Origin of the sequence: Fibrobacter sp. (assembly GCA_024398965.1) — a bacterium.
Lineage (GTDB): Bacteria > Fibrobacterota > Fibrobacteria > Fibrobacterales > Fibrobacteraceae > Fibrobacter.
In genome coordinates, this window is record JAKSIF010000007.1 from 57,925 (window position 1) to 83,865 (window position 25,941).

General features: G+C 50.3%; 20 protein-coding genes and 1 tRNA gene. 6 read left to right on the plus strand and 15 right to left on the minus strand.

Annotation, left to right across the window (positions count from 1 at the left end; all coding sequences use genetic code 11):
• Window positions 1–99 precede the first annotated feature (99 nt).
• A complete protein-coding gene (locus tag MJZ26_04985) occupies window positions 100–906 on the plus strand; it encodes an exodeoxyribonuclease III (GenBank protein ID MCQ2105130.1) in 807 nt (268 codons plus the stop codon).
• A gap of 132 nt (window positions 907–1,038) precedes the next feature.
• On the opposite strand, the gene MJZ26_04990 is transcribed toward MJZ26_04985, so the two are convergent.
• The 6 genes from MJZ26_04990 to MJZ26_05015 form a co-directional block, all read right to left on the minus strand.
• Entirely contained in the window at window positions 1,039–2,103 is a 1,065-nt protein-coding gene (locus MJZ26_04990; GenBank protein MCQ2105131.1) for a spermidine/putrescine ABC transporter substrate-binding protein, read from the minus strand.
• Window positions 2,104–2,105: 2 nt separating this feature from the next.
• Window positions 2,106–2,942: an ABC transporter permease gene (locus MJZ26_04995; GenBank protein ID MCQ2105132.1), complete on the minus strand. Its 837-nt coding sequence runs from the start codon at window positions 2,940–2,942 to the stop codon at window positions 2,106–2,108.
• On the minus strand, window positions 2,935–3,834 hold the full coding sequence (locus MJZ26_05000) for an ABC transporter permease (GenBank protein MCQ2105133.1): 900 nt from the start codon (window positions 3,832–3,834) through the stop codon (window positions 2,935–2,937). Before MJZ26_05000 ends, MJZ26_04995 begins: the two co-directional genes overlap by 8 nt.
• Before the next feature lie 92 nt (window positions 3,835–3,926).
• Window positions 3,927–3,998 (minus strand) — tRNA-Thr (locus MJZ26_05005).
• A gap of 64 nt (window positions 3,999–4,062) precedes the next feature.
• Entirely contained in the window at window positions 4,063–5,160 is a 1,098-nt protein-coding gene (locus MJZ26_05010; protein MCQ2105134.1) for an ABC transporter ATP-binding protein, read from the minus strand.
• Between the two features lie 97 nt (window positions 5,161–5,257).
• The gene (locus tag MJZ26_05015) at window positions 5,258–6,562 is read right to left on the minus strand and encodes a pyridoxal phosphate-dependent aminotransferase (GenBank protein ID MCQ2105135.1); all 1,305 of its coding nucleotides are present in this window, start codon (window positions 6,560–6,562) and stop codon (window positions 5,258–5,260) included.
• Window positions 6,563–6,970: 408 nt separating this feature from the next.
• Here MJZ26_05015 and MJZ26_05020 point away from each other — a divergent pair, with 408 nt between their 5' ends.
• The gene (locus MJZ26_05020) at window positions 6,971–7,378 is read left to right on the plus strand and encodes a type I restriction enzyme HsdR N-terminal domain-containing protein (protein MCQ2105136.1); all 408 of its coding nucleotides are present in this window, start codon (window positions 6,971–6,973) and stop codon (window positions 7,376–7,378) included.
• A 17-nt stretch (window positions 7,379–7,395) separates the two neighbouring features.
• Here MJZ26_05020 and xseA read toward each other — a convergent pair whose 3' ends face one another.
• Entirely contained in the window at window positions 7,396–8,655 is a 1,260-nt protein-coding gene (gene xseA, locus MJZ26_05025) for an exodeoxyribonuclease VII large subunit (GenBank protein ID MCQ2105137.1), read from the minus strand.
• A 79-nt stretch (window positions 8,656–8,734) separates the two neighbouring features.
• Between xseA and MJZ26_05030 the strand changes: the two genes are divergently transcribed.
• On the plus strand, window positions 8,735–8,935 hold the full coding sequence (locus MJZ26_05030) for a type II toxin-antitoxin system Phd/YefM family antitoxin (protein MCQ2105138.1): 201 nt from the start codon (window positions 8,735–8,737) through the stop codon (window positions 8,933–8,935).
• Here the strand turns inward: MJZ26_05030 and MJZ26_05035 are convergent.
• The 5 genes from MJZ26_05035 to queF all read right to left on the minus strand — a co-directional run bounded on the left by MJZ26_05035 (window position 8,932) and on the right by queF (window position 15,966).
• Window positions 8,932–10,662: a hypothetical protein gene (locus tag MJZ26_05035; protein MCQ2105139.1), complete on the minus strand. Its 1,731-nt coding sequence runs from the start codon at window positions 10,660–10,662 to the stop codon at window positions 8,932–8,934. The genes MJZ26_05030 and MJZ26_05035 overlap by 4 nt on opposite strands.
• A 10-nt stretch (window positions 10,663–10,672) precedes the next feature.
• Window positions 10,673–13,735 (minus strand): glycoside hydrolase family 55 protein, encoded by a 3,063-nt coding sequence (locus MJZ26_05040; GenBank protein ID MCQ2105140.1) that lies wholly within the window; start codon window positions 13,733–13,735, stop codon window positions 10,673–10,675.
• Window positions 13,736–13,797: 62 nt separating this feature from the next.
• The gene (locus MJZ26_05045) at window positions 13,798–14,556 is read right to left on the minus strand and encodes an endonuclease (GenBank protein ID MCQ2105141.1); all 759 of its coding nucleotides are present in this window, start codon (window positions 14,554–14,556) and stop codon (window positions 13,798–13,800) included.
• Window positions 14,557–14,680: 124 nt separating this feature from the next.
• The gene (gene queC, locus MJZ26_05050) at window positions 14,681–15,400 is read right to left on the minus strand and encodes a 7-cyano-7-deazaguanine synthase QueC (GenBank protein ID MCQ2105142.1); all 720 of its coding nucleotides are present in this window, start codon (window positions 15,398–15,400) and stop codon (window positions 14,681–14,683) included.
• A gap of 41 nt (window positions 15,401–15,441) precedes the next feature.
• Window positions 15,442–15,966: a preQ(1) synthase gene (gene queF / locus MJZ26_05055; GenBank protein MCQ2105143.1), complete on the minus strand. Its 525-nt coding sequence runs from the start codon at window positions 15,964–15,966 to the stop codon at window positions 15,442–15,444.
• A gap of 139 nt (window positions 15,967–16,105) precedes the next feature.
• Here queF and MJZ26_05060 point away from each other — a divergent pair, with 139 nt between their 5' ends.
• The gene (locus MJZ26_05060) at window positions 16,106–17,410 is read left to right on the plus strand and encodes a bifunctional folylpolyglutamate synthase/dihydrofolate synthase (GenBank protein ID MCQ2105144.1); all 1,305 of its coding nucleotides are present in this window, start codon (window positions 16,106–16,108) and stop codon (window positions 17,408–17,410) included.
• Window positions 17,411–17,568: 158 nt separating this feature from the next.
• Here MJZ26_05060 and MJZ26_05065 read toward each other — a convergent pair whose 3' ends face one another.
• On the minus strand, window positions 17,569–19,842 hold the full coding sequence (locus tag MJZ26_05065) for an aconitate hydratase (GenBank protein MCQ2105145.1): 2,274 nt from the start codon (window positions 19,840–19,842) through the stop codon (window positions 17,569–17,571).
• Window positions 19,843–20,366: 524 nt separating this feature from the next.
• Here MJZ26_05065 and MJZ26_05070 point away from each other — a divergent pair.
• Both MJZ26_05070 and MJZ26_05075 read left to right on the plus strand, forming a co-directional pair.
• On the plus strand, window positions 20,367–21,461 hold the full coding sequence (locus tag MJZ26_05070) for a fibrobacter succinogenes major paralogous domain-containing protein (GenBank protein MCQ2105146.1): 1,095 nt from the start codon (window positions 20,367–20,369) through the stop codon (window positions 21,459–21,461).
• 200 nt (window positions 21,462–21,661) lie between these two features.
• Window positions 21,662–23,857: an efflux RND transporter permease subunit gene (locus MJZ26_05075; protein ID MCQ2105147.1), complete on the plus strand. Its 2,196-nt coding sequence runs from the start codon at window positions 21,662–21,664 to the stop codon at window positions 23,855–23,857.
• 3 nt (window positions 23,858–23,860) lie between these two features.
• On the opposite strand, the gene MJZ26_05080 is transcribed toward MJZ26_05075, so the two are convergent.
• Both MJZ26_05080 and MJZ26_05085 read right to left on the minus strand, forming a co-directional pair.
• On the minus strand, window positions 23,861–24,487 hold the full coding sequence (locus tag MJZ26_05080) for a hypothetical protein (protein ID MCQ2105148.1): 627 nt from the start codon (window positions 24,485–24,487) through the stop codon (window positions 23,861–23,863).
• 95 nt (window positions 24,488–24,582) lie between these two features.
• Window positions 24,583–25,926, minus strand: coding sequence for a GTP-binding protein (locus MJZ26_05085; protein ID MCQ2105149.1), 1,344 nt, complete (start codon window positions 25,924–25,926; stop codon window positions 24,583–24,585).
• Window positions 25,927–25,941: the final 15 nt, after the last annotated feature.

Here is a 25,941-nt window from a genome sequence, read left to right on the forward strand (position 1 = left end):
GGGTGCAAAATAGGGAGGTTTGGTAAAATGACATGTTGTGCCCTTTAATGATGGGGGTAAATATCTATCTTTGCCGCCGGAATTGAGATTGGGTAACAAATGAATATTTATAGCTGGAACGTAAACGGGCTTAGGTCCGCTGCGAAAAAGGGATTCGAGGAGTGGTTCAAGGCCACGAACCCCGACATTCTCTGTCTGCAGGAGGTGCGGGCAGAAGAAGACCAGATCCCAGAAGAAATTGCACATCCCGAAGGATACTTTGTTTACTGGAACCCCTGCAAGCGTAAGAAGGGGTACAGCGGTGTTGGTATCTATACTCAGATTGAGCCGGATCGTGTCAATTATGGTTTTGACATGGAGGAATTCGACGACGAAGGTCGCGTGCTCCAGCTGGTTTTTCCGGACTGGGTCCTGAATTCCATCTATTTCCCCAATGGTGGCTCCGGCGACGATCGCCTGGACTATAAGCTTCGTTTCTACGATGCCTTCCTGGAAAACAGCAAGCGCTGGCTGGAAGACGGCAAGCATGTGGTTACCGTTGGCGACTACAATACCTGCCATAAGGAAATCGATATTGCCCGTCCTAAGGAAAACGAGGATGTCAGTGGCTTCTTGCCTATTGAACGCGCCTGGATGGACAAGTATGTTGAAAACGGCTTTGTGGATAGCTTCCGCCTGCTGCACCCGGACCAGAAGGATATCTATTCCTGGTGGAGCAACCGCTTTGGCGCCCGTCGACGTAATGTGGGCTGGCGTATCGACTATGCCTTCATCGATGCAGGCCTTGTTCCCAACGTGACTGCCGCGAATATCCATACTGACGTCATGGGTTCAGACCATTGCCCCATCAGTATCGAACTGGAACCGCCCTTCGCTCCGCTGCCTATCAAGGCTCACGAAGAATAGCGTGGATTAGCGTAAAGCGGAAAGTTAGCGTAAAGCGGAAAGTGTAAAGCGTAAAGAAGGAAGGTCTCGACAATGTCGAGACCTTTCCCTTAATTTTTATCCTTTAACCTTTATCCTTTATCCTATCACCTACTACCTAGTCTTCACGATGGTCCAGGCTTCGTCGAAGAGACGTGCTGCATCGCCAGGATCCTTCAGGAACACCATGCGGTTGATTTCTTCTGCAGTGGGGTTGATCACGCGGTTGTTCTTGAATTCTTCGTCAATGACTTCAAGGGATGCCTTGTTGGGTGTGGCATAGTTGATGAACTTTGCCAGCTGGGCGCCGATCTTTGCGTCAAGAATGTAGTTCATGAATGCGTAGGCGCCGTCCTTGTTGGGAGCCTTTGCGCTGAGGAGCATTGCGTCAACCCACATGAAGGAGCCTTCGGTGGGGATGGCGAACTGGAGGGTGGAATCTTCTTCGATGGCTGCCATGGCTTCGCCGTTGAAGACGATTGCTGCCCAGTCCATCTTGGAAAGAACCTTGTCCTTGCCGCCTACAGAACCGTCAAAGCCCAGGAAGTGGGGATCCTTCTTAGCTTGGAGAATGTATTCCACAGCTTCGTTGATCTGCTTCTGGTCGGTGGAGTTGGCGTCGTAGCCCTTAGCCTGCAGAGCCATGGAAAGCATGGAACGGCTTTCTTCCAGAAGGCTGAACTTGCCCTTGGTCTGCTTGGCGTCAAACAGCATGGAGTAGCTGACCTTCATGGGGTCAACGTCAGCATCGCGGTAGAGAATACCTGTGGTACCCCAGAGGTAAGGAATGGAGTAGCTGTTGGTGGGGTCGTAGCTTGCGTTCTTGAACTGGTCTGCAATGTTTACGCGGTTGGGAACCTTGCTTGTGTCGATGGGCTGGATAAGGCCCAAGTGGATCATCTGCTGGATCACCACGTCACTTGCGATAATCACGTCGTACTGGCTGGTGCCGGAGGCCTGGAGCTTGCCGATCATTTCTTCCTGGGCTTCGTACAGTTCCAGCTGGAGCTTGTAGCCAGTCTTCATCTGGAAATCCGTCAGCATCTCGGGATCGATGTATTCACTGTAGATCATTACAGTGACCTTGTCCGGATGTGCGTTGGACTTCTGTTCTTCGTTACAGCCTGCGAAGAAGCATGCTGCGGTAAACATAGCAAGAGCAAGAAGAATCTTTTTCATTTTTAGCCCTTTGGTGATTGTGTGAGTTTTAAAAGCTTACGTTCCTTACGGATGCCCTTTAGAACCATCAGGATCATGATGAACAAGGTCAGTCCAAAGATGATGGAAGACAAGGCGTGAATCTGGGGGGAGACTCCTCGCTTGAGAGAACCGTAGATATACAGCGGTAGGGTCTGAGATTCGGGACCGCTGGTAAAGAAGCTCAGGATGAAGTCGTCCAGGGACAGCGTAAATGCGAGGAGCGCGCCGGAGACGATGGCTGTAGAAAGCTGAGGCAGGATGACGCGGAACCAGGCTCCGGCGGTACTTGCGTAGAGGTCGCGGGCGGCCTCGATCTGGTCTTTGCCGATGCTTACCAGGCGGCTCTGCACCACGAGAACCACAAAGCTGATTTCCAAGGTCACATGGGCGATGGTCATTGTCAGCATGCCCGGGTCGAAGATGCTTGTCCAACTGCGGAAAAGGGCGAATACGGAAACTAGGGCGATGGCCATCAAAATATCGGGCGTCACCACAGGAACGTTGATGCTCATGTCGTAGAAGTAACCCATCTTCTTGCCCCAGGGCGTACGATGGATGCCGATAGCGAGGAGGGTTCCAAGAACGGTTGCAATCAAGGTGCTGACTACAGCGAGAATCAAGGTGTTGACCGTGGTTGTTTGCACCATGGCGTTACTTGCAAGTCCTGTGTACCAGTCCAGGGTAAAACCGCCCCAGCTTTGGCCGTGCTTGCTGGCGTTAAAGCTTTGTTCTACCACAATGAACATGGGCAGGTACAGAAGTACAAAGCCGATGATGGCAAGGACTGTTGCGAAAATGGGAAGTTTGCGCTTAGACAAAGTTCTTTCCTCCCACTCGCTGGAAAATAATCAGGCTTACCACGCTGCAGATGATGAGCACGGTTCCCAGCATAGCACCGAAGGGCCAGTCCATGGCGGAGCCGAACTGCTGCTGGATCAAGTTGCCGATAAGCATGTACTTGCCGCCGCCAAGCAGGTCGCTGATGACGTACATGCCAAGGCTAGGTACCAAGGTCAGGATGACGCTAGCAATAATTCCTGGCATCATCTGGGAAAGCACTCCGTGATAGAAGGTGCGGATGGGGCCTGCGTACAGGTCGCGGCTTGCTTCTACGATACCCCAGTCCAAACGTTCGACGCTGGTGTAGAGGGGGAGTACCGCAAAAGGAAGCATGGAACTGACCATGCCGATGTAGACAGCAAAGCTACCGGGATATAAGGAATCTCCGGCTCCAATGAGGCCGAAAAACCTGGCGATGTCAGCAGGGAACATGTCTGGCCCAAGCAAGGTCATCCAGGCGGATGTACGGATTACCAGATTGGTGCAGCTGGGGACCATGATGAGGGCGAACAGGAATGCCCGCATGGACTTGCCGTGATTGGCAATCCAGAATGCCATGGGAAGACCGAAGGCTACACAGAGAACCGTAGTGATGACCGCAATCTTGAGGCTGCGCCAAAGAATGAGCAAGTTGTCGGGAGACCAGCCGAAGGAACTGAAACCAATTAAGCGTTTGACATTCTCGATGGAAAAGTCCCAGTTGATGCTTCCGTAGGAGCCTCGCTGGGCAAAAGCAAGAACCATGAGGAAAATGGTCGGTAGTAGCAGGAAAACTAGGAGCCACAGCATGCCAGGACCTGTGAGCAGGACGCCGAATTTGCGCATGCGGGCGCGGGTGGTGAGCTTACCTTCAAAAACCTCGGTTGTCATGCAAAAAATTTAGAAAGATTCTTGCTTGTAGCTGGAGGTGGGGTTGCTTACAAAAACAAAAAATCCCTGCTTTTAGCAGGGACTTTTCGTAGAGCCCAGATCGGGAGTCGGACCCGAGACCTCTTCCTTACCAAGGAAGTGCTCTACCACTGAGCTACCTGGGCTTTTCTTAGGTGCGCCCAAAGATAGTTTAAGTTTAATCCTTTTGCAAGGGATTTTGTAAAAAGATTAATCGTCAAGAACCTGCAGGTACTGCGGTTCCATATAAAGCTTGACCTGGTCGCCCGGGTTGTAAATTTCGTCGGGGTCGGTCATCACACGAAGCTTGAGGCTTTCTGCATTGCCTACGCCGGGAAGTTCTGCAATCAGCTCCCAGTAGTCGCCACGGAAAATACGTTCCAGAATGCGGGCGTCAAAGACGTTGTTCTCGAAGGATTCGCCGGCGGTGCAAACGTGGATGTCTTCCATACGGATGGCGATGCCGCCGCAGGATTTGCCTACATTGTCGCCTTCGGATGATACTGCCCATTGAGGGTCTTTTTCCAGAACCAGTTCGCCAAAGGCTACCTTTGCTAGTTTGTCTGCAACGCGCTCGCTTTCGAGGATGTTGCATTCGCCCATGAAGGTTGCCACAAAGCGGTTTACCGGATGTTCGTAAACATCTTCGGGAGTGCCGTCCTGAACGATGGCGCCCTTGTACATCACCAGCACGCGGTCGCTAACGGCGATGGCTTCGTCCTGGTCGTGGGTCACCATGATGAAGGTGGTGTCCGTCTTCTTCTGGACTTCCTTCAGTTCCACCTGGAGCTTCTTGCGGAGGTTTGCATCCAATGCGGAAAGGGGTTCGTCCAGCAACAGAATGTCGGGCTCGTTCACCAGGGCGCGGGCGAGAGCCACACGCTGCTTCTGACCGCCGCTCAAGGTTGCGGGCATTTCGTTCTTCAGGTCGGTGATGTTCACCATTTCCATCATGGCGTTTACACGCTTCTCGATTTCGTCTTTGGGAACCTTGTGGCTCTTGAGACCGAAGGCGATGTTGTTGAAAACGTTTAGATGGGGGAACAGGGCGTAACTCTGGAACACCGTATTGATGGGACGGTGCGCCGGAGACTTGTTGGAGATGACTTCGCCACTGAGAATCACTTCGCCTGCGTCGGCCTTTTCGAAGCCTGCGATAATGCGAAGAAGCGTGGTCTTTCCGCAGCCGGAAGGACCAAGCAAGGTAACGAACTGACCGTCCTTGATGAATACGTCAATTCCCTTGAGCACGGCCTTTTCGCCGAAGCTCTTGGAAACATTCTTAACCTGAAGATCGAAAGATTTCATATTTGAGTTGTGAGTTTTGAGTTATGAGCTATGAGTCTTAAAAAGCGCGGCTACGCCGCCAAACAAAAACTCAAAGCTCAAGTCTCATTGCTCACTGCTAGCTATGCAAGTACTCGATGATGGCGTCGTGGATGGTGGTGAACACGCTGCGCAGTTCCTTTTCATCTTCTTCAAGGAGGGTCACGCGGAAGCCCTTGAGGTCGGTGCTGAAACTGGTGCTCGGCACCACGCAGATTCCCTTGGCGCCCAACAGGTAGTACACGAAGCGGTAGTCCAGGTTGTCGGTCTTGGAGCACCATTCTTCAACCTTGGCCTTGATCAGCGGATTGTCAATCTTCATGGTCTGGTGGTTGTTCAGAACACCTTCACGGAAGATGATGGTGTTGTAGAATGCACCGTAGGTGGGGTTGAAGTAAAGTTCGGGAATGTCGCTCAAGATTTCGTTGATGATAGCGGAGCGGCGGCCGATCTTTTCGTTCAAAGCCTGGCGGTGTTCCATGAAGCGAGGATCGCCCAGTACGCGAGGAATGGTCATCTGGGGAAGCGTTGTGGAGCAAACTTCCACCATCTTGGCGTTGTCCAAAGCGCGGCAGAAGGCGTCGAACTGTTCGTCCTTGTCGCGGTTGTAGTATTCAACCCATCCGCAACGAGCACCCGGCCACGGGTATTCCTTGGAAATGCCCTTCATGGCAATAGCCGGAACGTCGCCGATGTATTCGGCCAGGGCGTAGGCGTGAGCTCCATTGTAGGTAATCTTGTTGTAGATTTCGTCGCAGATGATGAAGAGGTTGTAACGCTTGGCGATATCAACGATCTTCTTCAAGATTTCCAGGGGGTACACCATGCCGGTGGGATTATCCGGGTTGAGAACCAGGATGCCTGCGATGCTGGGGTTGTACTTCACCTTATTTTCCAGTTCTTCAAGGTCCGGATACCAGTGGTTTTCGGGCTTGAGGCTGTAAGTAATGGCGGGTGCATGAGCGTGGGCAGCTTCTGCAGAGCTGTGGGTGCTGTATGCAGGAGACGGTCCGATAATGCGGGTGGTCATGGACAGCAGGCTATAGAGCGTTGCGATAGCATCGCCAAGGCCGTTGAAGAACAGAATGTCGTCAACAGTAATCTGAGCACCGCCCAGCTTGTTGGTTTCCTTCACCAGGAATTCGCGGGTTTCCAGCATGCCCTTGGACGGGCAGTAACCATAGGAACGGTTGGTCTTGGAAAGGTCCACGACGATGTCCTTGATCCATTCAGGGACCTGGCACTTCTTTTCAATGGGGTCGCCGATGTTTTCCCAGTGGATGTTCGGCATGCCCAGCGTCTTAAGGAGGTTCGCCTTCTTAACGATCTCACGGATTTCGTAAGACAGTTCCTTGGCGCCATCGGTAAGCAAACGCTTTCTCATTTTATACTCCTGTATCGTACTGAAAAATTCAAAAATTTACCGCTTAATAATAGATAAAAATTGATTTTTGAATTTCCTTGTTTTGTGGTTTATGGTTTAAATTTGGCTAAAATAAAAAGGGCTGTCCTTGCGGGACTGCCCTTTGAATTCCTTTTATCTGTTTCGCTAGTTGGTTACGTACAGACCTTTACAATTCCTGAACAGTCGCACACGATTTAACGCAGGCTCGTGCTTCCGCCGCGCCCGCCGCAATCGCTGCTGCGATGATGTTCTGTTCAAAGACGTTCTTCATATTCTGTAATATACTTCAGAAAAAAGATTGCGTCAAGACGAAGCAAAAAAAAAATTATTTTTGTAACGGAAGCGAATGCTCCTTCTTGAACCTTTAACCTTTATCCTTTCCGCTTTATGCTCCTATACGATCCCATCCGCAAGAAGGATGTTCCTGCAACGCCCGAAGAACACGTGCGCCAGGCGACCATCCGCTACTTGCTGGATCAGGTGAAGGTTCCAGAACATCTGATTGCGGTGGAATTCCCTTTGGGATCCATAGACTCGAAGACAGATGACCGCGTAGACATTATGGTCCATAATTTCAGGGCTGGAGCTACTATCGATAGGCCTTGGCTCCTGGTGGAATGCAAGGCTCCCGGTGAGTACACCTGGCCCCGCCTACAGCAGCAGCTGAACAAGTATTTGCAGATTCTAACGCCAAGCTATGTGATGCTTTCGTTGGGTGACGCTGTACGTTACTTTAAATTGGATCCCGCTACAAAGCGGTTTGAAAAAATCGAAACCCTGCCTCTGTTTCAATAGGAGTCTGCGGGGCAATCTTACTGCACTACAGAAGATACTTCACCATCCTTGAATCGGGTGGTGAGCCTGTCTCCGGATTTCAGCTGGCTTGCGTTACGGATAAACTTTCCATTAGCGTCAAGGGTGAGGGAATAACCTCGGGCCAGTGCTGTTGCCGGGTCTGCCGCCTTGACCTTGGTTTCGTATAAGTTAAATGTTGACTTGGCGAGATCTAGAATTTTTCTGGTTCCCTGCCTAAGGCCTTCGGTGTCTCTGTCGAGGCGGGCATTTTCATCGCGAAGGACGTAATGCAGGTCGCGCTTGAGATTGCTGGTGCAAACGGTCAGCTTTGTCTTTTCGCTTTGGATTCTTCCTGTAACCAACTGCTGTAGACTTGTTCCCATGGCAGCAAGATTTCGATTTTCCTGCACAAGGGAGTCCTTGGCTGCAATGGCGATTTCTGAAGCGCGCTGCTGCATGTTTGCCCAGCTATCTGCAACCCGGTCTATGAGACGTTTTGCGGTGTCCGTAGGTGTGATACAGCTTTGGTAGGCGACTTCGTCAAGAAGGCTCTTGTCGATTTCGTGGCCGATTCCGGTGAATACGGGAATGGGATAGTTGGCCACAGCCCTGCACAGGGCTTCGCTGTCAAAGAAATTCAGGTCGGTCTTTGAACCGCCACCGCGGATGATGCAGACTACGTCGAGGTCGTCTACCTTGGACAGTTGCTCCAGGGCTGCAAGAACGGAGGGCTCTGTGTCGGCCCCTTGCATCTTTGCGTAGGCGGTCATGACCTTGAAGTGGAAGGGGGAATCTTTCAGCTTGGTTGTAAAATCGTTGTAGGCTGCAGTTCCTTCGCCGGTTATAAGTCCGATGCGGATGGGAATCTGTGCCAAATCCAGCTGCTTGTTCTTATCAATCAGTCCTTCCAGGGCCAGTCGCTTTAAGATGGCGCTTTTGGTAAGAGCCAGTTCGCCAACAGTGTAAACCGGGTCGATATCAAGAACCTGGGCCTGCAATTTTCCATAGGGAATGTACAGGTCTGCTTTGATCAGAAAGCTGACCTTGAGCTGTTCCTTTAATGCAAAAGGCGTTGCGCAACTTTCGGTCTTTGCACGAAGGGCGTTGAATTTTGCGCTGAAGCAGTACAACGGAATCGTTGCTAGGGGAGAAACGTTACCTTCTTCAAAATCCGCTATGCTCAGGTAAACAATCTTGGCCTTTTCATTAATCTGGGTAATGACCCCATGAACCCACACGGCCGGAGTTTCGTCCAGCCTGTGCTTTAAAGCTTTCATGTATTGGGTTACTGAAAAGGATTTAATCTCTGCTTCCACGGTGAGAATATAACTATTTCTTTTCTACTTTTACCGTACTATGGCAAAAGTTGTATCTGCAATGGAAGTTCGTCAAAACTTTGGCTCTCTGCTGAACCAGGTTTCATTGAAGGACGAAGAAATCGTTATTGAACGCGCCGGCAAGCCCCTGGCTCGCCTGGTGGGTGTATCCGCTCCCACCGCCGGCAAGCTGGACTTCCGCGATATCGGTAAGCTTCCTAACCAGATTTGGGAAGACTAGTTCGCTGTCTTTGCAAAAATCTCTATTTCCAGCGTGTCGCGCTTAGAAGGGTCGGCCTTGCTTTCTGCTATCAGCTGGGCGGTTTCACCTTCGGCATTGGCTTGGACAACTAGATAATCTGACGAAATTTCCTGTTCTGCCTTACCATCGGCTTCGCAGTCGGAAATCTTGTAATTGTTGTTGATCTTTAAAAGGTCCTTGCAGGGAACGAACCAGGAAACGTCTTGGCCAACATACGTCCAGGCTTTGTCTTTGTAAGGCTCGGATGTGAACTGGAACTGGTTGAATCGAATCAGGTCGCCTTCGCTTGCTTCAATGGACTTGTAATATTCATCATTTTGTGGATCATAGAACTGCATGGACTTCAGAAGTCCCGGCTGTTGGATCTGGGTGAATAGCTGTAGTACATAACGAAGAGAGTCTGCAACCTGGTCCAAGGGCGATGAGTTGAGACGAAGATAATGCAGGTAGTAAGGGCCATCTGCAGGGATCTTGAGCGCGCCACCGTATACGGAACTAAGTTCAACCTGTCGCTTCTGTTTCTGGTCAAGAATTTCTAGAATGACAGGGCTGGTAAATTTGTCGTCGTCGTAATTGGAAATCCAGTGGGAGACGATCAGGGAATCGCCTTTCTTGTAGTCGCCAAGCCAAACGAACTGTTCCTGGCGAAGATTGTATCTGTAGATTGCGCTGTCTGGGGAATCCTTAGGACGAGTTCGCTTGAATACGCTACCGGGGTAGGGAATGGAATCCGGATTTGAAAAATATTCGCCTTTCTCTAATGCACGCGCTTTTGTTTTTGCTTCAAAGAATGCGTAAGGGCCGGTGTAGGCGTTGGAGAAGGATTCTGTGGAAATCTTCAAGGTCCAGTTGACGGAATCGTTGGGAACAAGGAGTGTGTCCAGATTCTTTGTATATGATCCGAGGACATTGTCTCCATCGTTTAACTGGTATTTTTTTACGTTCTTGCCGGAGGTGGTAAGGTTGACGCTGTAGCCGTCGTTGGCCGTGAAACCGATGCTGATGTAGTCCGGGGCGTCGTCAATGGAAACAATCCCGCGGATGGTGTCAGTCATGTTCATCTCAATTTCTTCTTCGTCTCCAGTAAAATTGTAGTAGGCAGTGTCGACTTGAACCAACAGACGCAAGTTGGAGTCGTCTGTAAACTTGCCTAGGATTTCTAGGTAATAGTGGTTCTTGCTGAATACGACAAACTGGTTGGAATCCTTGAATACGGCGCCGTCCTTGGATCCAAGGCTAGGAACGAAGTAGTTTGTGTACAGTGAATCCTTTTGATCTTTGGATTTGGGAATTGCAGTCAAGGTCTTGAGTTGATTGCCAAATTCACTGCGGATTTGGATCTTGTCGTCTTTGATGTCGTTTGTAGATGCGAAGACCTTGATGCGGCTTCCCTTGGGAAGGTCGCCGATATACAGGGGAATGGATGTGACGGAGCTGTCGATATAGGTTTCACTGCTGTCTATTGAGGAAGAATCTCCCTTGGACAGTTCGATGTTAACCTTCATGGTGTCGTTGATGGAAATTTCGCCGCGATAGTCGATGTCGGCTCGAGTACTAAGAGAACTGCTTGAACTATAGGACGAAATGGAGGAACTGCTATCGGTGTTTTCCGTGGATGCACTTGATGAATCGTCTCCACAAGCGGTGAAAACAGCTGAAGCGGCAAAGGATGCAAGACCGAATTTAAGGTTTTTTTTGAAACTCATCGTCAGTCTCCTAGTTCAAAATGTAGAACTTCTGCTCTGCTGTAAAGGCCTCGCCGATAACCTTCAGGATGTACCGACCAGTGGGGAACGCCTTGGCCTTGAACTTGAAATTAGTTTTCTTTTCGCCTTCAAGTTCTCGTGCTGCAACGGTAAGCATTCTCTTGCCGAATTCATTCATGATTTCGATTTGAACGAATTGCGGGTAGCCTACAGTCAAGTCAAAATTGCATTCAAGGGAATAGATGTCGATCTGAACCTTGGTTAAGGTGTAGCCGCCGTCCATGGCTTCTCCTCCGACAGAACGGGTGTTGTCGAAGTAGCCTACGTATAGAGCAGGTGCGAACTGCTTGCCTGCAGCAGGGGAGTTGAGGACTGTTTCACCGGGTTCTACCGCGGTGAGAATCAAGGTGTACAGCCCGGAGCTATGCTTTCGTTTGAAAAAATCGGTGAGGGTGGGAGTCCTTAGGAATGCACCAAGAGGTGCCTTGGGATTAAGAGTGATGATGCCGAGGTATTCTGCATACTTGGTGTCAACACCGCCGCCGGAATTCTTACGGATGTTGAACTGTCCTCCGGCCTGGGGGAGATTTGCGGGGGCGTTTTCCCAGGTAAGTTCGTTGTCTGGCCAATCAATGCCGAGCTTCTGGTCGCCAAAGTTCATGTCCTTGGAAGTTTCCTTGAGACCGAAGATATTGAACTGCACGGGCTTGGTTATGCTGTCGGGCATGTCCAGCTGTAAAGCGACGTCAAATAGGGGGCCAGGAAGAGCGGAGAGGTCGTAACGTAGGTAGAGCTTGCCTGCGCTTCCGGATATGTTTGCGACCCTCATTTCCGGGTCGGTATTGTGAGGGCTGTAGTTGTCGAATTCCGAAATCCAGGTGGCTGCGCCGCGACCGCTGGGAATATTGTCGCCGCTATGGTCCAGGGTTGTGTATTTCTTATCGAAAACGTAGATCTTGCCTGTGTCTGCTCCGGTCTGATAGCCGTCGTCACCTGTCATGATAATGTTGTAGCGACCGCTGGCGGTAAAAGAAACGTCGGTGGAGTAAGCCATGCTGTCGGAGAAGACAACCTTGCCGGGGCCAGTTCCTTTTTTCCAGCGGACAGGTACTTCGCAAAGTCCGTCTCCGCGGCCGTCGTCAATGACAGAACCTGTTACGCGGAGTCGGTTGGGCTGGACCAGGAGCATTTCCTTGGGGATGGTAACCTGAGGCTTTTCGTTGGCGCCCTGCTTGGGTGCGTAGCCGACGAAAAGGGGAAGCCTTGCTCCGCCTTCTTCGTTACGAGGGAGATCTTTTCCAAAGAGGGACTTGATGGCAGAAGCCTGTCGTGATTCTTCGACAATCTTGTGATATGGATTTCCGCGGCGCAAGGTTTCCCTAAGTCCAGTAACGGAAAGTCCAGAGTTGTCATTGATGAACATGGGGCGGTCTTTTGCCTTGTCGCTTGCTTCGATTTCGACTCCAATCAGTTCGGCGTTCGCCTTGTTGAAGTTCTGCAGAATTGTATTGCCTTTCTTGGCGGTCAGTCCAAGAATCCAGATGGTGCCGCCGTTGTTGGTAATCTTGGGTCCCTTCGTGTCGCCAATCATGGTGACTTGACGGCCCCACAGTTTCTGGTGGTTAATCTGGATTGTTCCCACGGCAACGTCTTCAAGATAGACGTCTCCAGTACCGATTTCATCGGTTTCCAGGGATTTTACCATCATGTTTTTCAGCAAGATGGATCGGGTAGATTTCTGGATGATGCCGCTGCCGAATTCGGAGAATCGTTCAATGGTCAGTTCGTTAAAGGCGCCCTTCTCGATGATGAACTTGCCCTTGCCATCGATGCGACCTTCGATGCCGATTAGACGGCGAACACGGTTGCGGATATAGATGTCTCTATTGATTGTCCAACGTCCTCCTGGAGGGAAGAATATGGTTTCTGCACCATCATCGATGGCGTCTTGAATTGCCTTGGAATCGTCTGATCCTGTGCTGGATTTTCCACCGTAATCGCCGGCAATGGTTATCCAGTTGTCGGCCTTCTGTTCCGCAAAGTTGGGTGTTTCTGCAACAGCGACTCGCATAGACTGCTTTGGGCTGTGGCATAGCTGCTTGCTTTCTTCAGAAGTGAATTCAATAATCTCGTTTGGAATTTCTTCCTGATATCCTTTCTTTTTGCTCTTGATTGTTTTAGCGTATTTGCTGATTTTCATGGAACGGATGAATAATCCGGCGTCGTTCATGATTGCTGTCGTTGGAACGGATTTCTTTTTACCTGGATCGTACTCTAGCAGACCATCTACAAGACTCAACATGGCGTAAGGACCATGGTTATATACGGCTGGAACGCCGCCCTTGAAACGCAGGGCTCGCGCAGCAACGTTCATGTTCTCGTTTTCAAAACCGACTTTTTTCTGGCCACCGAGGGTGACATGCTCCAGGGTAATAGTACCCTTTTCGCCCTTGGCATATATGCCGATGTTGAATCCGCGAACTTCGACATTCTTGATTAAAAGTGGGCCTATGTTTTCACTGAAACTGAGGTCAACTCCGTAAACGCCGGTGCTGTCACCGGAATAGATTTTTACGTTAGAAAGGGTACCCTGGTTTGCTGCGTTAAACTGGATGCCGATGGCACCGGGATTTCCCTTTCCGGTTCGAATGGTCATGTCTCGGACTGAATTTCTGATTTTCAGTTCTGGCCCCATGCCAGTAAAAATAACAGCCTTCGGAAAATCAGCGTTGTCGAACCCGTAGGTGGAATCAGCCAATTGGATGATTGTTCCGCCCATGCTTTGACCCTGCAGAATGGTTCTACGGCTGGAGGTTTCTGCCTTGCCAGTTTCTGGCCAAACCAGTTGTTCGGAGATTTTGTAAATCCCGTGAGGAAGGTAGATGATGTAGTCGCCGTCGGGATGGTCGTTTAACGCCTGTTGGATGGCCTGGGTGTCATCGGTCTTGCCGTCAGCCTTGGCGAGGTAGGGTTCCTTGGTTACATTGATCACCGTCTTCCCTAGGGGAAATTCCACCTGGGCAAAAAGGGATGCGGTAAACAGAGCCACAAAAAGCACGAAAACGCGATACATATTAACCTCCAAACTACCTTTTAATATATGTTTTTATTCAGGAATGGGGTAATATGTTGCAGCTAGTCTCCGCATTTCTCAAATACAAAGGGGTTATGGTCACCCTGAACCTTAAAAATACGGCGGTCGCGCTCACATTCCCTCGGTGTTACCGGGTACATTTTGTCCCAGGCTTCGAACAGCTTGCGGTCTTGTGAAGAAAGCTTGATTCCGTAGGTCTTTTCCATGTAGAAACTGACTCGGGCGATGATGCCGCGGGCTTCTTCGCGGGGCTGGGCCTTTTTCTCCTTGAAGTCAACGATTGTCTTGCATTTGCCGTACATGGGCGTAGGATCGTTGGTCCACTGGCTGTACATGAAGTTGTTGCGGTCTCCATTGACTTCGCCAATGGCCGGATAGAGGTTGTGGAGGTCACCTTCCATGATCTTGAAGGTTGTGTCGTTGGCGCTGCAGTTCTTGCGGCCACCCTCTTTCCAGCAGGGAAGGAAATGCCCCATGTTGTGGGCTGTCACGATATGCTCCCATTCGATGGACTGGGCTCGCTTGAAACTTTTTCTGTTGGGATTGTTTCGAGGTTCAAAGTCGCAGCTGCTGAAATCCACCGTCTTCTTGTCCAGATACTTGCAGCCACAGTAAAGGGTTTCCTGCAGGTCGCCGTAGTAGATGCGCCGCATCTGCTTTCCTGCATCGCGGTAGTTGTAATGCTGGGGCTTTGCCTCGGGATCAACCTTGGCGAAGGATTCCGTAAAGAGAATCAACAAGACGATGGCAAGAAGAGCCAACATGGAAACTGGAGCAGATTTAGAAAACTTGCGACGCATGTATAAACCCGATATAAAAAAGACAGGACCAAGGAACCTTGGACTCCTGCCTTGAAAGTAGATTATTTTTGATCTGTTGTAATGAACTTGGTTTGCTGAGGCCCGCGATTACTAAGGCCTGCGATTACAGCGCAGGGTCCTTGGCGTTGTTGGCAGCAAAGGCTGCTGCGCGATCGATGCAGGTTCCGCAAGTTCCGCAGGGCTTGTCTCCACCTTCATAACAACTCCAGGTCAGTTCCAGAGGAGCCTTGAGGTTTAAACCTTCCCTTACCACATCGGCCTTGGTCATACCCGCGAAGGGTGCGAAGACCTTGACTTGGTTGTAGGTTCCGATGGAAATGGCCTTGCTGATGGTTTCCACAAATTCGGAACTGCAGTCGGCGTAGGCATTGCCGGCGGCATCGTCCCCGTGGGCACCAAGATAGAGCGTTACGTCGTCGTTTTCAAAAATGCTTTGGGCAAGGCTAGCGCAGGCGCTGAGCATCAGTCCGTTTCTGAAAGGAACGTAAGTGGATACCTTGCCGTTTGCGGCAGCGGAATTAGCCGGTGCCGTGGCAGCCTGTTCTGAAATTTGCTCCGCGTAGCTCTTGTGACTGATTTCCTGGGAGGAATTTGCCAGCAGGGAACAGTTGGAATACTGAAGAATAGTGGAAATGTCCAGCTCGTAATGGGGCAAGTTGTAGAAGTCTGCAACGGCCTTGGCGCTATCCAATTCCTTGCGATGTTTTTGCCCATAGAAAATGGATGTGGTGACCACGTTTTCGGCGCCAAACTTGGCTACAGCCATGGCGACACAGACGGTGGAATCCACACCGCCCGATGAAAGAACGATTGCTTTTTTCATGATAATGTCCAAGGTTCCAGGCGTGAGGCCTGGGCTGCTGTTTACTTCCAGGAGTTACGACGGTCAACGCTTGCGAACAGGCGGTCTGTAGCCTTCTGTTCATAAACAGTACCCGGCTTGCCGTAGTTAGCGAAGGGGTAGATGGAAATGCCACCGCGGGGGGTGAAGATACCTTCCACTTCGATGTACTTGGGATCAAGAAGCTTAATCAGATCCTTCATGATGATGTTGGCACAATCCTCATGAAAGTCCCCGTGATTACGGAAACTGAACAGGTAAAGCTTTAGGGACTTGGATTCCACAATGTACTGGTCTGGAACGTAATTGATGCGGATTTCTGCAAAGTCCGGCTGACCAGTCTTGGGACAGAGGGACGTAAATTCAGGGCAGTTCAGCATGACCATGTAGTCGTTATCCGGATGCTTGTTTGGAAATTTCTCCAACACGTCCGGGTCGTAGTCGTACTTGTATTTGGTGTTCTGGTTACCGAGGAGTGTAACTCCTTCCAGTTCTTCGCTAGACCTGCCTGAATGCTGGTCAAAATAATCCGAAAAGATTTCGGCCATAATGTGCTCCTAGTTTTGTTTTAAGACAGGCGGAATTTCGAACTGTCTTCTCTTGCGATTATCCATAATATAGAAAAGTTTTTTGGATAGTAAGAGTCGGGACTGGGTTTGCTATATTTTGGACATGCAAAACGCTGGTATGGAATATCTTAATTCCCGACTGATGTTCGGGATGGTGCCCGGTCTGGAATCAACCAGAAAGCTCTGTGAAGCCATGGGAAATCCTCAGAAGAAATTCAAGACCATTCATGTGGTGGGAACCAACGGAAAGGGCTCCACCAGTTTTTATCTGGCCGGAGTGCTGCAAGCACACGGTTTCAAGACAGGCTTGTTTACCAGCCCCCACCTTGTAAGCCTGCGTGAAAGGATCCGCGTAAATGACTTGCCTATCGGTGAAGAAGATTTGGATCGTCTTCTTTTGAAAGTGAAGGCTGCTGCAGACGCTATTAATTCTTGCGCTGGGGCAGGGGAGGCCATCGAGCCTACGTTCTTTGAGGTCCTTACGTTGGTTGGATTCCTATACTATGCGGAACAGAATCTTGATGTTGCTGTTCTTGAAGCGGGCATGGGAGGCCGACTTGATAGTACGGCGGTTGCCGAAGGTGAACTGACGGTTCTTACCAGCATTGGCTTGGAACATACAGAAGTGCTGGGCGCAACTGAAAGCGCCATCCTGAAGGAAAAGATGGCTGTTGGCGGCAAGACCTATGTTGTTGGCGGGCTGTCACAGGAACTTCTGGAAGAGGCAAGGCTGTTCGCCGCTTCCCGTGGGGCGGAGTACGTCGTGCCGTCGATTCGTGATGATATTTCTCTGCCAAACTTGGGACAGCATTATGTAGAAAATGCAAGTTTGTCTCTTGCTGCCGCAAAGTTGTTCTGCGAAAAAGTTGCCGGGCGAAATGCTGCCAAATCGGGCTGTGATGGCATCGCTTATGACGACGCTCTGGCCGTCCGTATCCTAGGGAAACGCTCCTGGGCTGGCCGCATGCAGACCCTGGCCAACCGCGAAGGCCGTGTGGATTACATTTTGGATGGAGCCCACAATTCTCACGCGGTTCGCCGTCTTGTCCAGGCTTTGGATCGCTACTATCCGGGTGTCAAGTTCCATTGCGTCTTCGGCGCCCTCAAGGACAAGGATGTGGACGAAATGCTTAAGCTGATGGCGCCTCATGTAAGTCATTGGCACATCACAAAGACTCCTTACCCGCGGTTTCGGGAACTGGATGACTTACGCTCCCAGCTGGCGGCCTTGAACTTGCCGGTAGCAACCGAGGGCCTGCTCAGTCGCGAATTCTTGGACCGTGTCCGCGCAGCATCAGAACTCCCCGTATTGATTACGGGAAGCCTTTACATGATTGGCGAAAGTGTGCAGGCCTTGAAGAAGGATTACGAGGGCCTTGCATTTTTCCGCGGGCTAGACCAAACAACAAACGAACATCGCTAACTCTGGCGGACACTAATAAAATCAGGTTGTCGCTGATAAAATTAGACGACCGCTATTGAAATCTGGCGGACGTTAATGAAAAAACGCGCGGTTTAAACCGCGCGTTTTTTGATGGGAGTTATCTGCACATGTCAAAATAGACTGTGCAGACCCTCGTCTTATTTATTCATCTGCTTGATCAAGTTCAGAGCGGAACCGGCCTTGAACCATGCCCACTGCTGTTCGTTGTAGGTGTGGTTCAGGGTGATGTTGTCGGCGGAACCGTCTTTGTGGTGTGCCACCAAGGTGAGCGGCTTGCCCGGAGCAAACTCGGTGAGGCCGAGAATGTCGAACACGTCCTGTTCCTGGATCTTGTCGTAGTCTGCCGGGTTAGCGAAGGTGAGGGCCAGCATGCCCTGCTTCTTCAGGTTGGTTTCGTGAATACGAGCGAAGCTCTTCACGATCACAGCCTTAACACCCAGGAAGCGGGGTTCCATAGCAGCGTGTTCGCGGCTGGAGCCTTCACCATAGTTTTCGTCACCGATAACGATGGAGCCGATGCCCTTTTCCTTGTAAACCTTAGCAAGTTCCGGAACTTCCTTATAGGAACCGCACTGGCAGAGAACCTTGTTGGTTTCGCCGTTGAAAGCGTTCACAGCACCGATGAGCATGTTGTTGGAAATGTTTTCCAAGTGACCGCGGTAGTTGAGCCACGGACCTGCCATAGAAATATGGTCGGTGGTGCACTTGCCCTTGGCCTTAATGAGGATCGGAGCGCCCATGATGTCCTTGCCGTCCCATGCCGCGAACGGTGCCAGAGCCTGGAGACGCTTACTTTCCGGATTGATGGTCACGGTGATGGAGGAACCGTCTTCTGCCGGAGCCTGGAAACCAGCATCCTTCACTTCGAAGCCGTTGACCGGGAGTTCGCACTTTTCAGGAGGATCCAGCTTCACAGCCTTGCCTTCGCCATTGACGAGGGTATCGGTAGCCGGGTTGAAAGTGAGCTTGCCGGAGAGAGCTGCGATTACAGCCATCAACGGGGAAGCGACGAAAGCGTGAGTGTTGGGGTTGCCATCGGCGCGCTTTGCAAAGTTACGGTTGAAGGAGTGGACGATGGTGTTCAATTCCTTCTTGTCGGCACCAGCACGGTCCCAACGGCCAATGCAAGGACCGCAGGCGTTGGTCATGATGGTTGCGCCAAACTGCTTGAACAAGTCAATGAGGCCGTCGCGTTCAGCGGTGTAGCGGACCTGTTCGGAACCCGGGTTGATGATGAGCGGGCACTTGGGGGTAAGACCCTTGGCCAGAGCCTGCTTGATCATGCTTGCAGCCATGAACAAATCTTCGTAGCTGGAGTTGGTGCAGGAACCGATGAGGGCTGCGCTAACTTCGTCCTTGGATTCCGGCTTTGCGTCTGTTGCCTTGATGGATTCTGCCATGTCGGTGATAGCGAAAGCGCGGTCCGGGCTGAAGGGGCCATTGTAATGGGGAACGAGAGTGGAAAGGTCGATTTCCACAACGCGGTCGAAGTACTTTTCCGGTTCGGCTTCCACTTCGGGGTCAGCCTGGAGGTAAGAGGCAATCTTGTCGGCGGCTGCGGCAACGTCTGCGCGGCCGGTAACCTTCAGGTAGCGGCTCATGGAATCGTCGTAGCTGAAGGTAGAGCAGGTGGCACCCACTTCTGCACCCATGTTGGCGATGGTAGCCTTGCCGGTAGCAGAAAGGCTGCGAGCGCCTTCGCCGAAGTATTCGATAATAGCGTTGGTGCCGCCCTTAACGGTGAGGATGCCAGCCAGCTTCAGGATGATGTCCTTAGCGGTTGCGAAGCCCTGGAGCTTACCGGTGAGCTTCACACCGATCATCTTCGGGTACTTCAGTTCCCAGGGGAGGCCAACCATGGCGTCCACAGCGTCTGCACCGCCAACACCGATAGCCAGCATGCCGAGACCGCCTGCGTTCACCGTGTGGGAGTCGGTACCGATCATCATGCCGCCCGGGAAAGCGTAGTTTTCAAGCACCACCTGATGGATGATGCCTGCGCCCGGGAGCCAGCAGTCAATGCCGTACTTTGCGGAAACGGACTGGAGGAAGTCGTACACTTCCTTACTGTCGGACTTTGCCTTGGGAAGGTCAATTTCCACACCTTCCTTGGCGATAATCAAGTGGTCGCAATGTACAGAACTTGGAACAGCGACCTTGGATTTTCCAGCAGTTGTAAACTGGAGGAGGGCCATCTGGGCGGTTGCGTCCTGCATTGCCACGCGGTCCGGATGGAATTCGGCAAAATCAGTACCACGAACATACTGCTTGGATTCTGCACCGTCGATCAAATGGGTGTAGAGAATCTTTTCTGTTAACGTGAGGGGGCGGCCAAGGAGCTTGCGTGCACCGTCAACGCGGACCGGCATCTTGGCATAGACCTTCTGGATCATGTCGAAATTAAAAAGCATAGTTACCTCGAGTTAGTAGACAGTAGAAAGTAGATGGTAGGAAGTTGTTGCTTCGGCGGTCTACAGGCGACAGTCTTGAATTTCATGTGCATAAGTTAGAAAATGTCGAAACTTATGTTTGAAAGCTTGCAAAAATTGTGCCAAAAATGCAGACGTAGGCAGTGTCTTGACTTTTGAAGATTATTCCCTTACATAAGATAAACTTTCATTCCTTCGTCCTTTAACCCTTGATATACATGGTGTCGATTTCGAAAAATATCAAGTACTTCTCCACGGATCTCCTTATAGCGTTCTTCGATTGTTAAAATTTCATTTATGTTGTCATTATGTATTTTTGTGGCGTTCTTGAAATATAGAAAAGGCTGAATGTCATAAAATGACAAAAGAACTGCTTTGGATGTAGATGCCAATTTTAGGTGTTGAAATTATGCGTGCGTTCTGTTTTTTTTCTCCAAAAAAATGTGGAATTATCTATGTTTAGTGTGTTGTAGAGCTTGATGAACGGTTTTAAGGAGGACGTTCTTATGAACATGAAATTTATTAATGGTTTCTTTGCTGCTGTTTTGGCAACCTCCATGATCGTTGGCTGCGATGATGATTCGTCTTCTGTGTCCGCACCAAAGGATGATCCCGTGTCATCGTCTAGCGCTGAAGAACGTTCTTCGTCAAGTGTCATTCTGAGCGATAGCGATATAGAATCGTCGGGGACTTCGTCCCCTTACGAAATCTTATCCTCTGCTGAGGAAGAATCTAGCAGTTCTTCGGAAGTTGCAGTGAGTTCTTCTTCAATTGTTGCGAATTCGTCGAGTTCGAACGATGACGTGGATAGGTCTTCTTCATCTGACATTGAGGCGGAATCTTCATCCTCGTCATCCTGGAGCAGCGCAGCGGCGATAGGATCCAGTAGCAGCATCGCTTCGTCCAACAGTTTCAATGACGGCAGCGAATATGACGCTACTGCAAACACATTGAAGGACCTTCGCGACGGTCATACTTACAAAACAGTAACCATCGGTACACAGATCTGGATGGCGGAAAACCTGAATTATGCCTATACAGGCGTACCTTACCAATTCGTCAAATATACAAGCTTCTCCTCGGACTCCACTAGTTGGTGCTATGACAATGAGGTTGCCAACTGCGACAAGTACGGTCGCTTGTATACTTGGGCTGCTGCCATTGACTCAGTGACTCTGGCAAATAATGCTGACAATCCACAGATTTGCGGATATGACAAGACTTGTATGTTATCGACTGTTACTCGGGGCGTTTGCCCCTCTGGTTGGCACTTGCCCTCTATGGATGAGTTCATCACCCTGATGGATGCTGTTGGAGGTTATGCTACTTTGGGTATTGTTCTTAAGTCGCAAATTGGTTGGGAGTCAAAAGAAGGTGTGCCGGCAGGCACTGATGCCTACGGTTTCTCCGCGCTTCCCGCGGGCTTCGGGTTCTATGATGGTGTTTTCTCAATTGTCGGCAAATTAGCTTACTTTTGGTCTAGTAGCGAAGACCAGAGTGACGGTGCCTACGGCCTGGACTTGTCCTACGATGACGAGGAGGGCGACATAGTCGGCCGCATCAAGAGCTGCGCCTTCTCGGTACGTTGCGTAAAGGATTAGACGCTGTGTTACGTGTTGGGCGATAATTTTCGCGAATAATCTCAAATCCAAGCTTTTCCACATAGAATTGCTTTAAAACTTCGTAGTTTGAAACGATGATGACAACGTGGTGGATTTGATCAAATTTCATGAGTTAGCTTCTATATTGAGAAATATAACATCAACGGGATTCCTTTCTTTTTTCCTATTTTTGCGGCATAATGAAAATCCTTCAGATCAACAAGATTTTTAATCGCTTGGGTAAGTTCCAGACAGCCCATCGTCGTGGAATTCTTATTGGGATTATTCTTTTTACTCTGGCTGCCGCTGCCGGCATTTTACGTTTTGAGTTCAGTTTTACAAATGATGGCTGGTTTCTGGAAGGGGACCCGGCCAAGGTCAATGCGGAAAAGTTCCGGGAGCATTTTGGAAACGACGCCAGCGTTGTGGTTCTGGTAACTGCGCGTGAAGTTGGTAATGTCGCAGAATCCGCGCCAAGTGTCCGTGATTCCGCAATCCTTGAAATGCGGGATACTCTTTCTCGCTACATGCTGGCGAACATTCCTCTGGCAAAGGAAATCCATTCCATCGAAAACACCGCAGGTACCGAGGCGCTGCTTCACCTGAGTCTAGAACGTTACACGGATCCGGCTGATGATGCTGCAAAAATTGGCCGCGCAGTAGCGGACATGTTGAAGCGTCCGGAGTTTAAGTCTGAAAAGTGGGACTTGAACGCCGGCGGCGAACCCTATCTTGAGGTGGCGAAGAACGATTCCACCATGCCCCAGGCGGCACGTTCCGTAGTTATCGGCGTGTTCATCATGATTTTCTGCCTGGCCTTTTTCACCCGAAGTAAATTCGGTGTGCTGGTGCCCCTGATGGCCATTGCCTTTGCCATGGCTTCTGTGTTTGGCATTTGCGGCTGGCTGGGCGTTAAGCCTGACTTTACCTTGTTTACGTTGCCCTTGGTGCTGGGCATGGCCTTAAGCGTAGGCTATTCCATCCACTACATAAACAGTTTCAAGCAAGCATATCAGCGACTGGAAACCTGCTTTGGCAATCGCCCGAAAAATCGTGATGAAGCCCTGGTGGAAGCGGTAACGGAAACGGGCTGGCCCATCTTCTTTACGGTGGTGACTACGGTTGCTTCCATGTTGTCATTTTTGGTTGTGGAAATGCCTGTGATGAAAATCGTGGGCTCCATTTGCGCCGCCATGGTTTTTGCAGTTTACCTGTACGTGATTATTCTGGTGCCCATCTTGTTTAGTTATGACGGTAAGGGCAAAAAAGCGGTCGCGAAACTTGCAAACGATGAAGGCCGAATTGAAAAAATCCTGGTGAAGATAGGTGGCAAGGCTTTGAACATGAAGCTGCCGATTGCCTTGGCTTCTGTTGCCGTTGCCGTAGCCAGCGCCATTGGATGCATGGGGCTGAAGGTGAATATGGAATATGTGGAAATGTTCGGTACCAAGTTGCCTTTTGTGGAGCGCCTGGTAGAACTGATGGATTCCGAACTGGCCAATGTTTATTCCTACAACGTGATGATTGATTTGGGCGATGATTCTGATTCCGCGTCCTTCAAGAATCCCGAAAAATTCGCCGCTTTGGACAGTGCCGTTACGGACTTGTCAAACCTGCCTCTGACCAAGTTCACCGAAGGAAAGGCCCGTGTGATGGTGGGTGGCGTTACCGACGATTTTAGCACCGCCTACATTCATGTGGAACTGAAGGAGTGGAATTCCAAGCAGATTGATGTTGATATCGACAGCGCCCAGGCTCTTGTTCGCCATTATTTCCCTAAGGCCGATGTGGGTGTAGAAGGTTATGCCGTGGAACAGGCTTCCATGAATAACAAGCTGGTGAAGGGTGAAATCAAGTCCGTGTGCGTATCCTTTGTGATGATAGTCCTGCTTTTGATTGCATCGTTCATGAGCGTGAAAACGGGATTGATTGGCATGATTCCCAACGTGGCTCCTATTCTCGTGATTGGCGCAGTCATGGGCTACTGCGATTTTAGCATGGACATGATGACCATGATGGTGATTCCCATGGCCATCGGTATAGCGGTGGACGATACCATCCACTTTGTCAATCATTCCAAGCTTTGCTTTGAACGATGCGGTAACTATCGCGAATCTGTTCTTGCCACCTTCAGGGACGTGGGCAAGAGCATGGTGAGCACCACCATTATTCTTTGCATGATGTTCCTTGCCTACATGGTAAGCCCTGTGACCATCTTCTTTAGGGTGGGGCTTATGGCAAGCATTGGCCTTGTGACTGCCCTGGTGGCGGACTTTACCATTACGCCGGTGCTGATCGTGCTGACAAAACCCTTCGGTAAAGGTTTTAAAAATCAAAAATCGGCTGGATTACTCCAACCGATTATATTGCAAAATTTGTGCCAAGAATTGAAGTGAAAGCTAGTTGCAGTTATCCGGGATATCCAGGGTGTAGGAACCGTCTGCTTTGAAAAGGGTGTCGGGGACGCAAGATGGCTCCTCGAAAGCGTCGTTGCCGGCGGGTACTTCGTAGTCAAGGTCTTTTTGCTTACATTTCTTGATAGCCTGTTCCTTTGTCCTCGCGATTGCGATAGAATCGGACACTGTATATGAACCGAATGCGACTTCTTTGATGTAATCATCTTCGCAAACCACGTACGCACCATTGGCTGTATCAGCGCTTTGGGTCATTTGGTTACACATGTCTTCCATGGTCATTTTTGTATAAGGTTCCATGCCGACGAAAACAGTTACTGTGATGCTGTCGTTTTTGATGAGGTTGCGGTATATGGCCTTGATTTCAAATCCTGATTGAAATTCAATGGAGGATTCAATGACTTCATTTCCTTTTTCATAAACGGAACATTGGAATCCATTGATGGAATCGCCTTTGGCAACTGAATAAATTTCACTTCCGTAACCTGCAGGATTGTTTGCCCAGCGCTCGGGGAAAACGCCGCTGGTTTCATCGGCATCGGTGCCGCTGGAACAGGCGTTGATTAATGCGATGGCGAATGCGCTAACCCAAATAAACTTTGACTTGATCATAGTCAAATAAACCTCCTAATTTCTGTATGCAAAAAAAATAGAAAAAAGTCCTGCGATTTGGCTCGCAGGGCTTTTTGTTGAACTAAGTCTGTTAATTACTTGTCCAGACAATCGTCCAGGACAGCGATAATCTTTTTCTTTTCCATATGCTGGCCGATGAAGACGAGGCGAATGATACGGTCTCCGTATTCATCGTCCCAAACCTTCTTCAGGTCAGGATTCTGGGCAAGAATGTATTCCTGAGTTTCCTTGCTTTCGGCAGCGAACCAGCGGCCGAAATTCTGGGCGGTAGCCTGCTTGCCAGCCTGTTCGAACAGGTAGCTTTCGGTACGTTCGTCTGAGAACCACAGGAGACCCTTGGTGCGGATGATTGCGTTAGGATAGTCATCCAGGAATGCTTCGAACTTCTTGCGATCGAAGGGACGGCGGCGTTCATACACGAAGGTAGAAATGCCGTATTCGTCACCATGGGGATGATCCTTGTCGTGATGATGACCGCAGTGGCAAACGCCGTGTTCGTGATCGCAGTGGCTGTGGTCTTCGTCATCGTGATGGTGATGATGCTCGTGATCATCGTCGTCGTCATCATCGTGGTGATGGTGGCAAACGCCATGTTCATTGTCGCAATCGCTGTGGTCTTCGTCGTCATGATGGTGGTGATGTTCGTGTTCGTCTTCATCGTCATCATCATCGTGGTCATCGTCGATCTTGTTCAGTTCGATGGCCCAGGCGGCACCTTCAGCAACCTTGTCGAAGTCAAACTGCTTGGTGTCCAGGATTTCCTTCATTTCCACCTTGCCGAAGTTGGTCTCGATCATCTTGGCGGTGGGCTGCAGGGCCTTCACCACAGCCTTCACATGTTCCAGGTCATTCTTTGCAAGGCTGTCCACCTTGTTCAGGATGATGGTGTTGCAGAATTCGATCTGCTGGATCAGCAGGTTTGCAATGTCGGTTTCTTCCAGGTCCTTCTGGAGAAGCTTGTCGCCACCGGCGAATTCGTCGGCCAAACGGCAAACGTCCACCACTGCGGTTACGCTGTCCAGATGGCAGGGGAGAGGTTCGCCATTCTTGCTCTGGAGCTGGGAACCGGCCATGCAAATGGTCTGTGCGATAGGTACGGGTTCGCAAATGCCGCTGGCTTCAATAAGGATGTAGTCGAACTTGCCGGTTTCAAGAATTTCGGCAATCTGTTCCAGCATGTCCTGCTTCAGGGAGCAGCAAATGCAACCGTTGGAAAGGGGCACCAACTTGCCGGAATCTTCCTTGGTGATGTTTCCGCCCTTTTCGATAAGGGTCTGGTCAATATTGACTTCGCCAATATCGTTGACGATAACAGCTACGTGATAGCCTTCCTGATTGTTAAGAACGTAGTTGAGGAGAGTAGTTTTACCGGCTCCTAAGTAACCGGTGAGCACTGTAATAGGTACTGATTTTTTCATGGTCGATAATCTAGC

What these genes read in the sequence shown, in the direction of transcription:
- MJZ26_05020 (MCQ2105136.1), top strand. Translation starts at nt 6,971, where the DNA reads ATGCTCCTATACGATCCCATCCGCAAGAAGGATGTTCCTGCAACGCCC.
- MJZ26_05060 (MCQ2105144.1), top strand. Translation starts at nt 16,106, where the DNA reads ATGGAATATCTTAATTCCCGACTGATGTTCGGGATGGTGCCCGGTCTG.
- MJZ26_05035 (MCQ2105139.1), bottom strand. Translation starts at nt 10,662, where the DNA reads ATGAGTTTCAAAAAAAACCTTAAATTCGGTCTTGCATCCTTTGCCGCT.
- MJZ26_05075 (MCQ2105147.1), top strand. Translation starts at nt 21,662, where the DNA reads ATGAAAATCCTTCAGATCAACAAGATTTTTAATCGCTTGGGTAAGTTC.
- MJZ26_04985 (MCQ2105130.1), top strand. Translation starts at nt 100, where the DNA reads ATGAATATTTATAGCTGGAACGTAAACGGGCTTAGGTCCGCTGCGAAA.
- MJZ26_05040 (MCQ2105140.1), bottom strand. Translation starts at nt 13,735, where the DNA reads ATGTATCGCGTTTTCGTGCTTTTTGTGGCTCTGTTTACCGCATCCCTT.
- MJZ26_05015 (MCQ2105135.1), bottom strand. Translation starts at nt 6,562, where the DNA reads ATGAGAAAGCGTTTGCTTACCGATGGCGCCAAGGAACTGTCTTACGAA.
- MJZ26_05000 (MCQ2105133.1), bottom strand. Translation starts at nt 3,834, where the DNA reads ATGACAACCGAGGTTTTTGAAGGTAAGCTCACCACCCGCGCCCGCATG.
- MJZ26_05085 (MCQ2105149.1), bottom strand. Translation starts at nt 25,926, where the DNA reads ATGAAAAAATCAGTACCTATTACAGTGCTCACCGGTTACTTAGGAGCC.
- MJZ26_05010 (MCQ2105134.1), bottom strand. Translation starts at nt 5,160, where the DNA reads ATGAAATCTTTCGATCTTCAGGTTAAGAATGTTTCCAAGAGCTTCGGC.
- MJZ26_04990 (MCQ2105131.1), bottom strand. Translation starts at nt 2,103, where the DNA reads ATGAAAAAGATTCTTCTTGCTCTTGCTATGTTTACCGCAGCATGCTTC.
- queF (MCQ2105143.1), bottom strand. Translation starts at nt 15,966, where the DNA reads ATGGCCGAAATCTTTTCGGATTATTTTGACCAGCATTCAGGCAGGTCT.
- queC (MCQ2105142.1), bottom strand. Translation starts at nt 15,400, where the DNA reads ATGAAAAAAGCAATCGTTCTTTCATCGGGCGGTGTGGATTCCACCGTC.
- MJZ26_05045 (MCQ2105141.1), bottom strand. Translation starts at nt 14,556, where the DNA reads ATGCGTCGCAAGTTTTCTAAATCTGCTCCAGTTTCCATGTTGGCTCTT.
- xseA (MCQ2105137.1), bottom strand. Translation starts at nt 8,655, where the DNA reads ATGAAAGCTTTAAAGCACAGGCTGGACGAAACTCCGGCCGTGTGGGTT.
- MJZ26_05080 (MCQ2105148.1), bottom strand. Translation starts at nt 24,487, where the DNA reads ATGATCAAGTCAAAGTTTATTTGGGTTAGCGCATTCGCCATCGCATTA.
- MJZ26_05030 (MCQ2105138.1), top strand. Translation starts at nt 8,735, where the DNA reads ATGGCAAAAGTTGTATCTGCAATGGAAGTTCGTCAAAACTTTGGCTCT.
- MJZ26_05065 (MCQ2105145.1), bottom strand. Translation starts at nt 19,842, where the DNA reads ATGCTTTTTAATTTCGACATGATCCAGAAGGTCTATGCCAAGATGCCG.
- MJZ26_05070 (MCQ2105146.1), top strand. Translation starts at nt 20,367, where the DNA reads ATGAACATGAAATTTATTAATGGTTTCTTTGCTGCTGTTTTGGCAACC.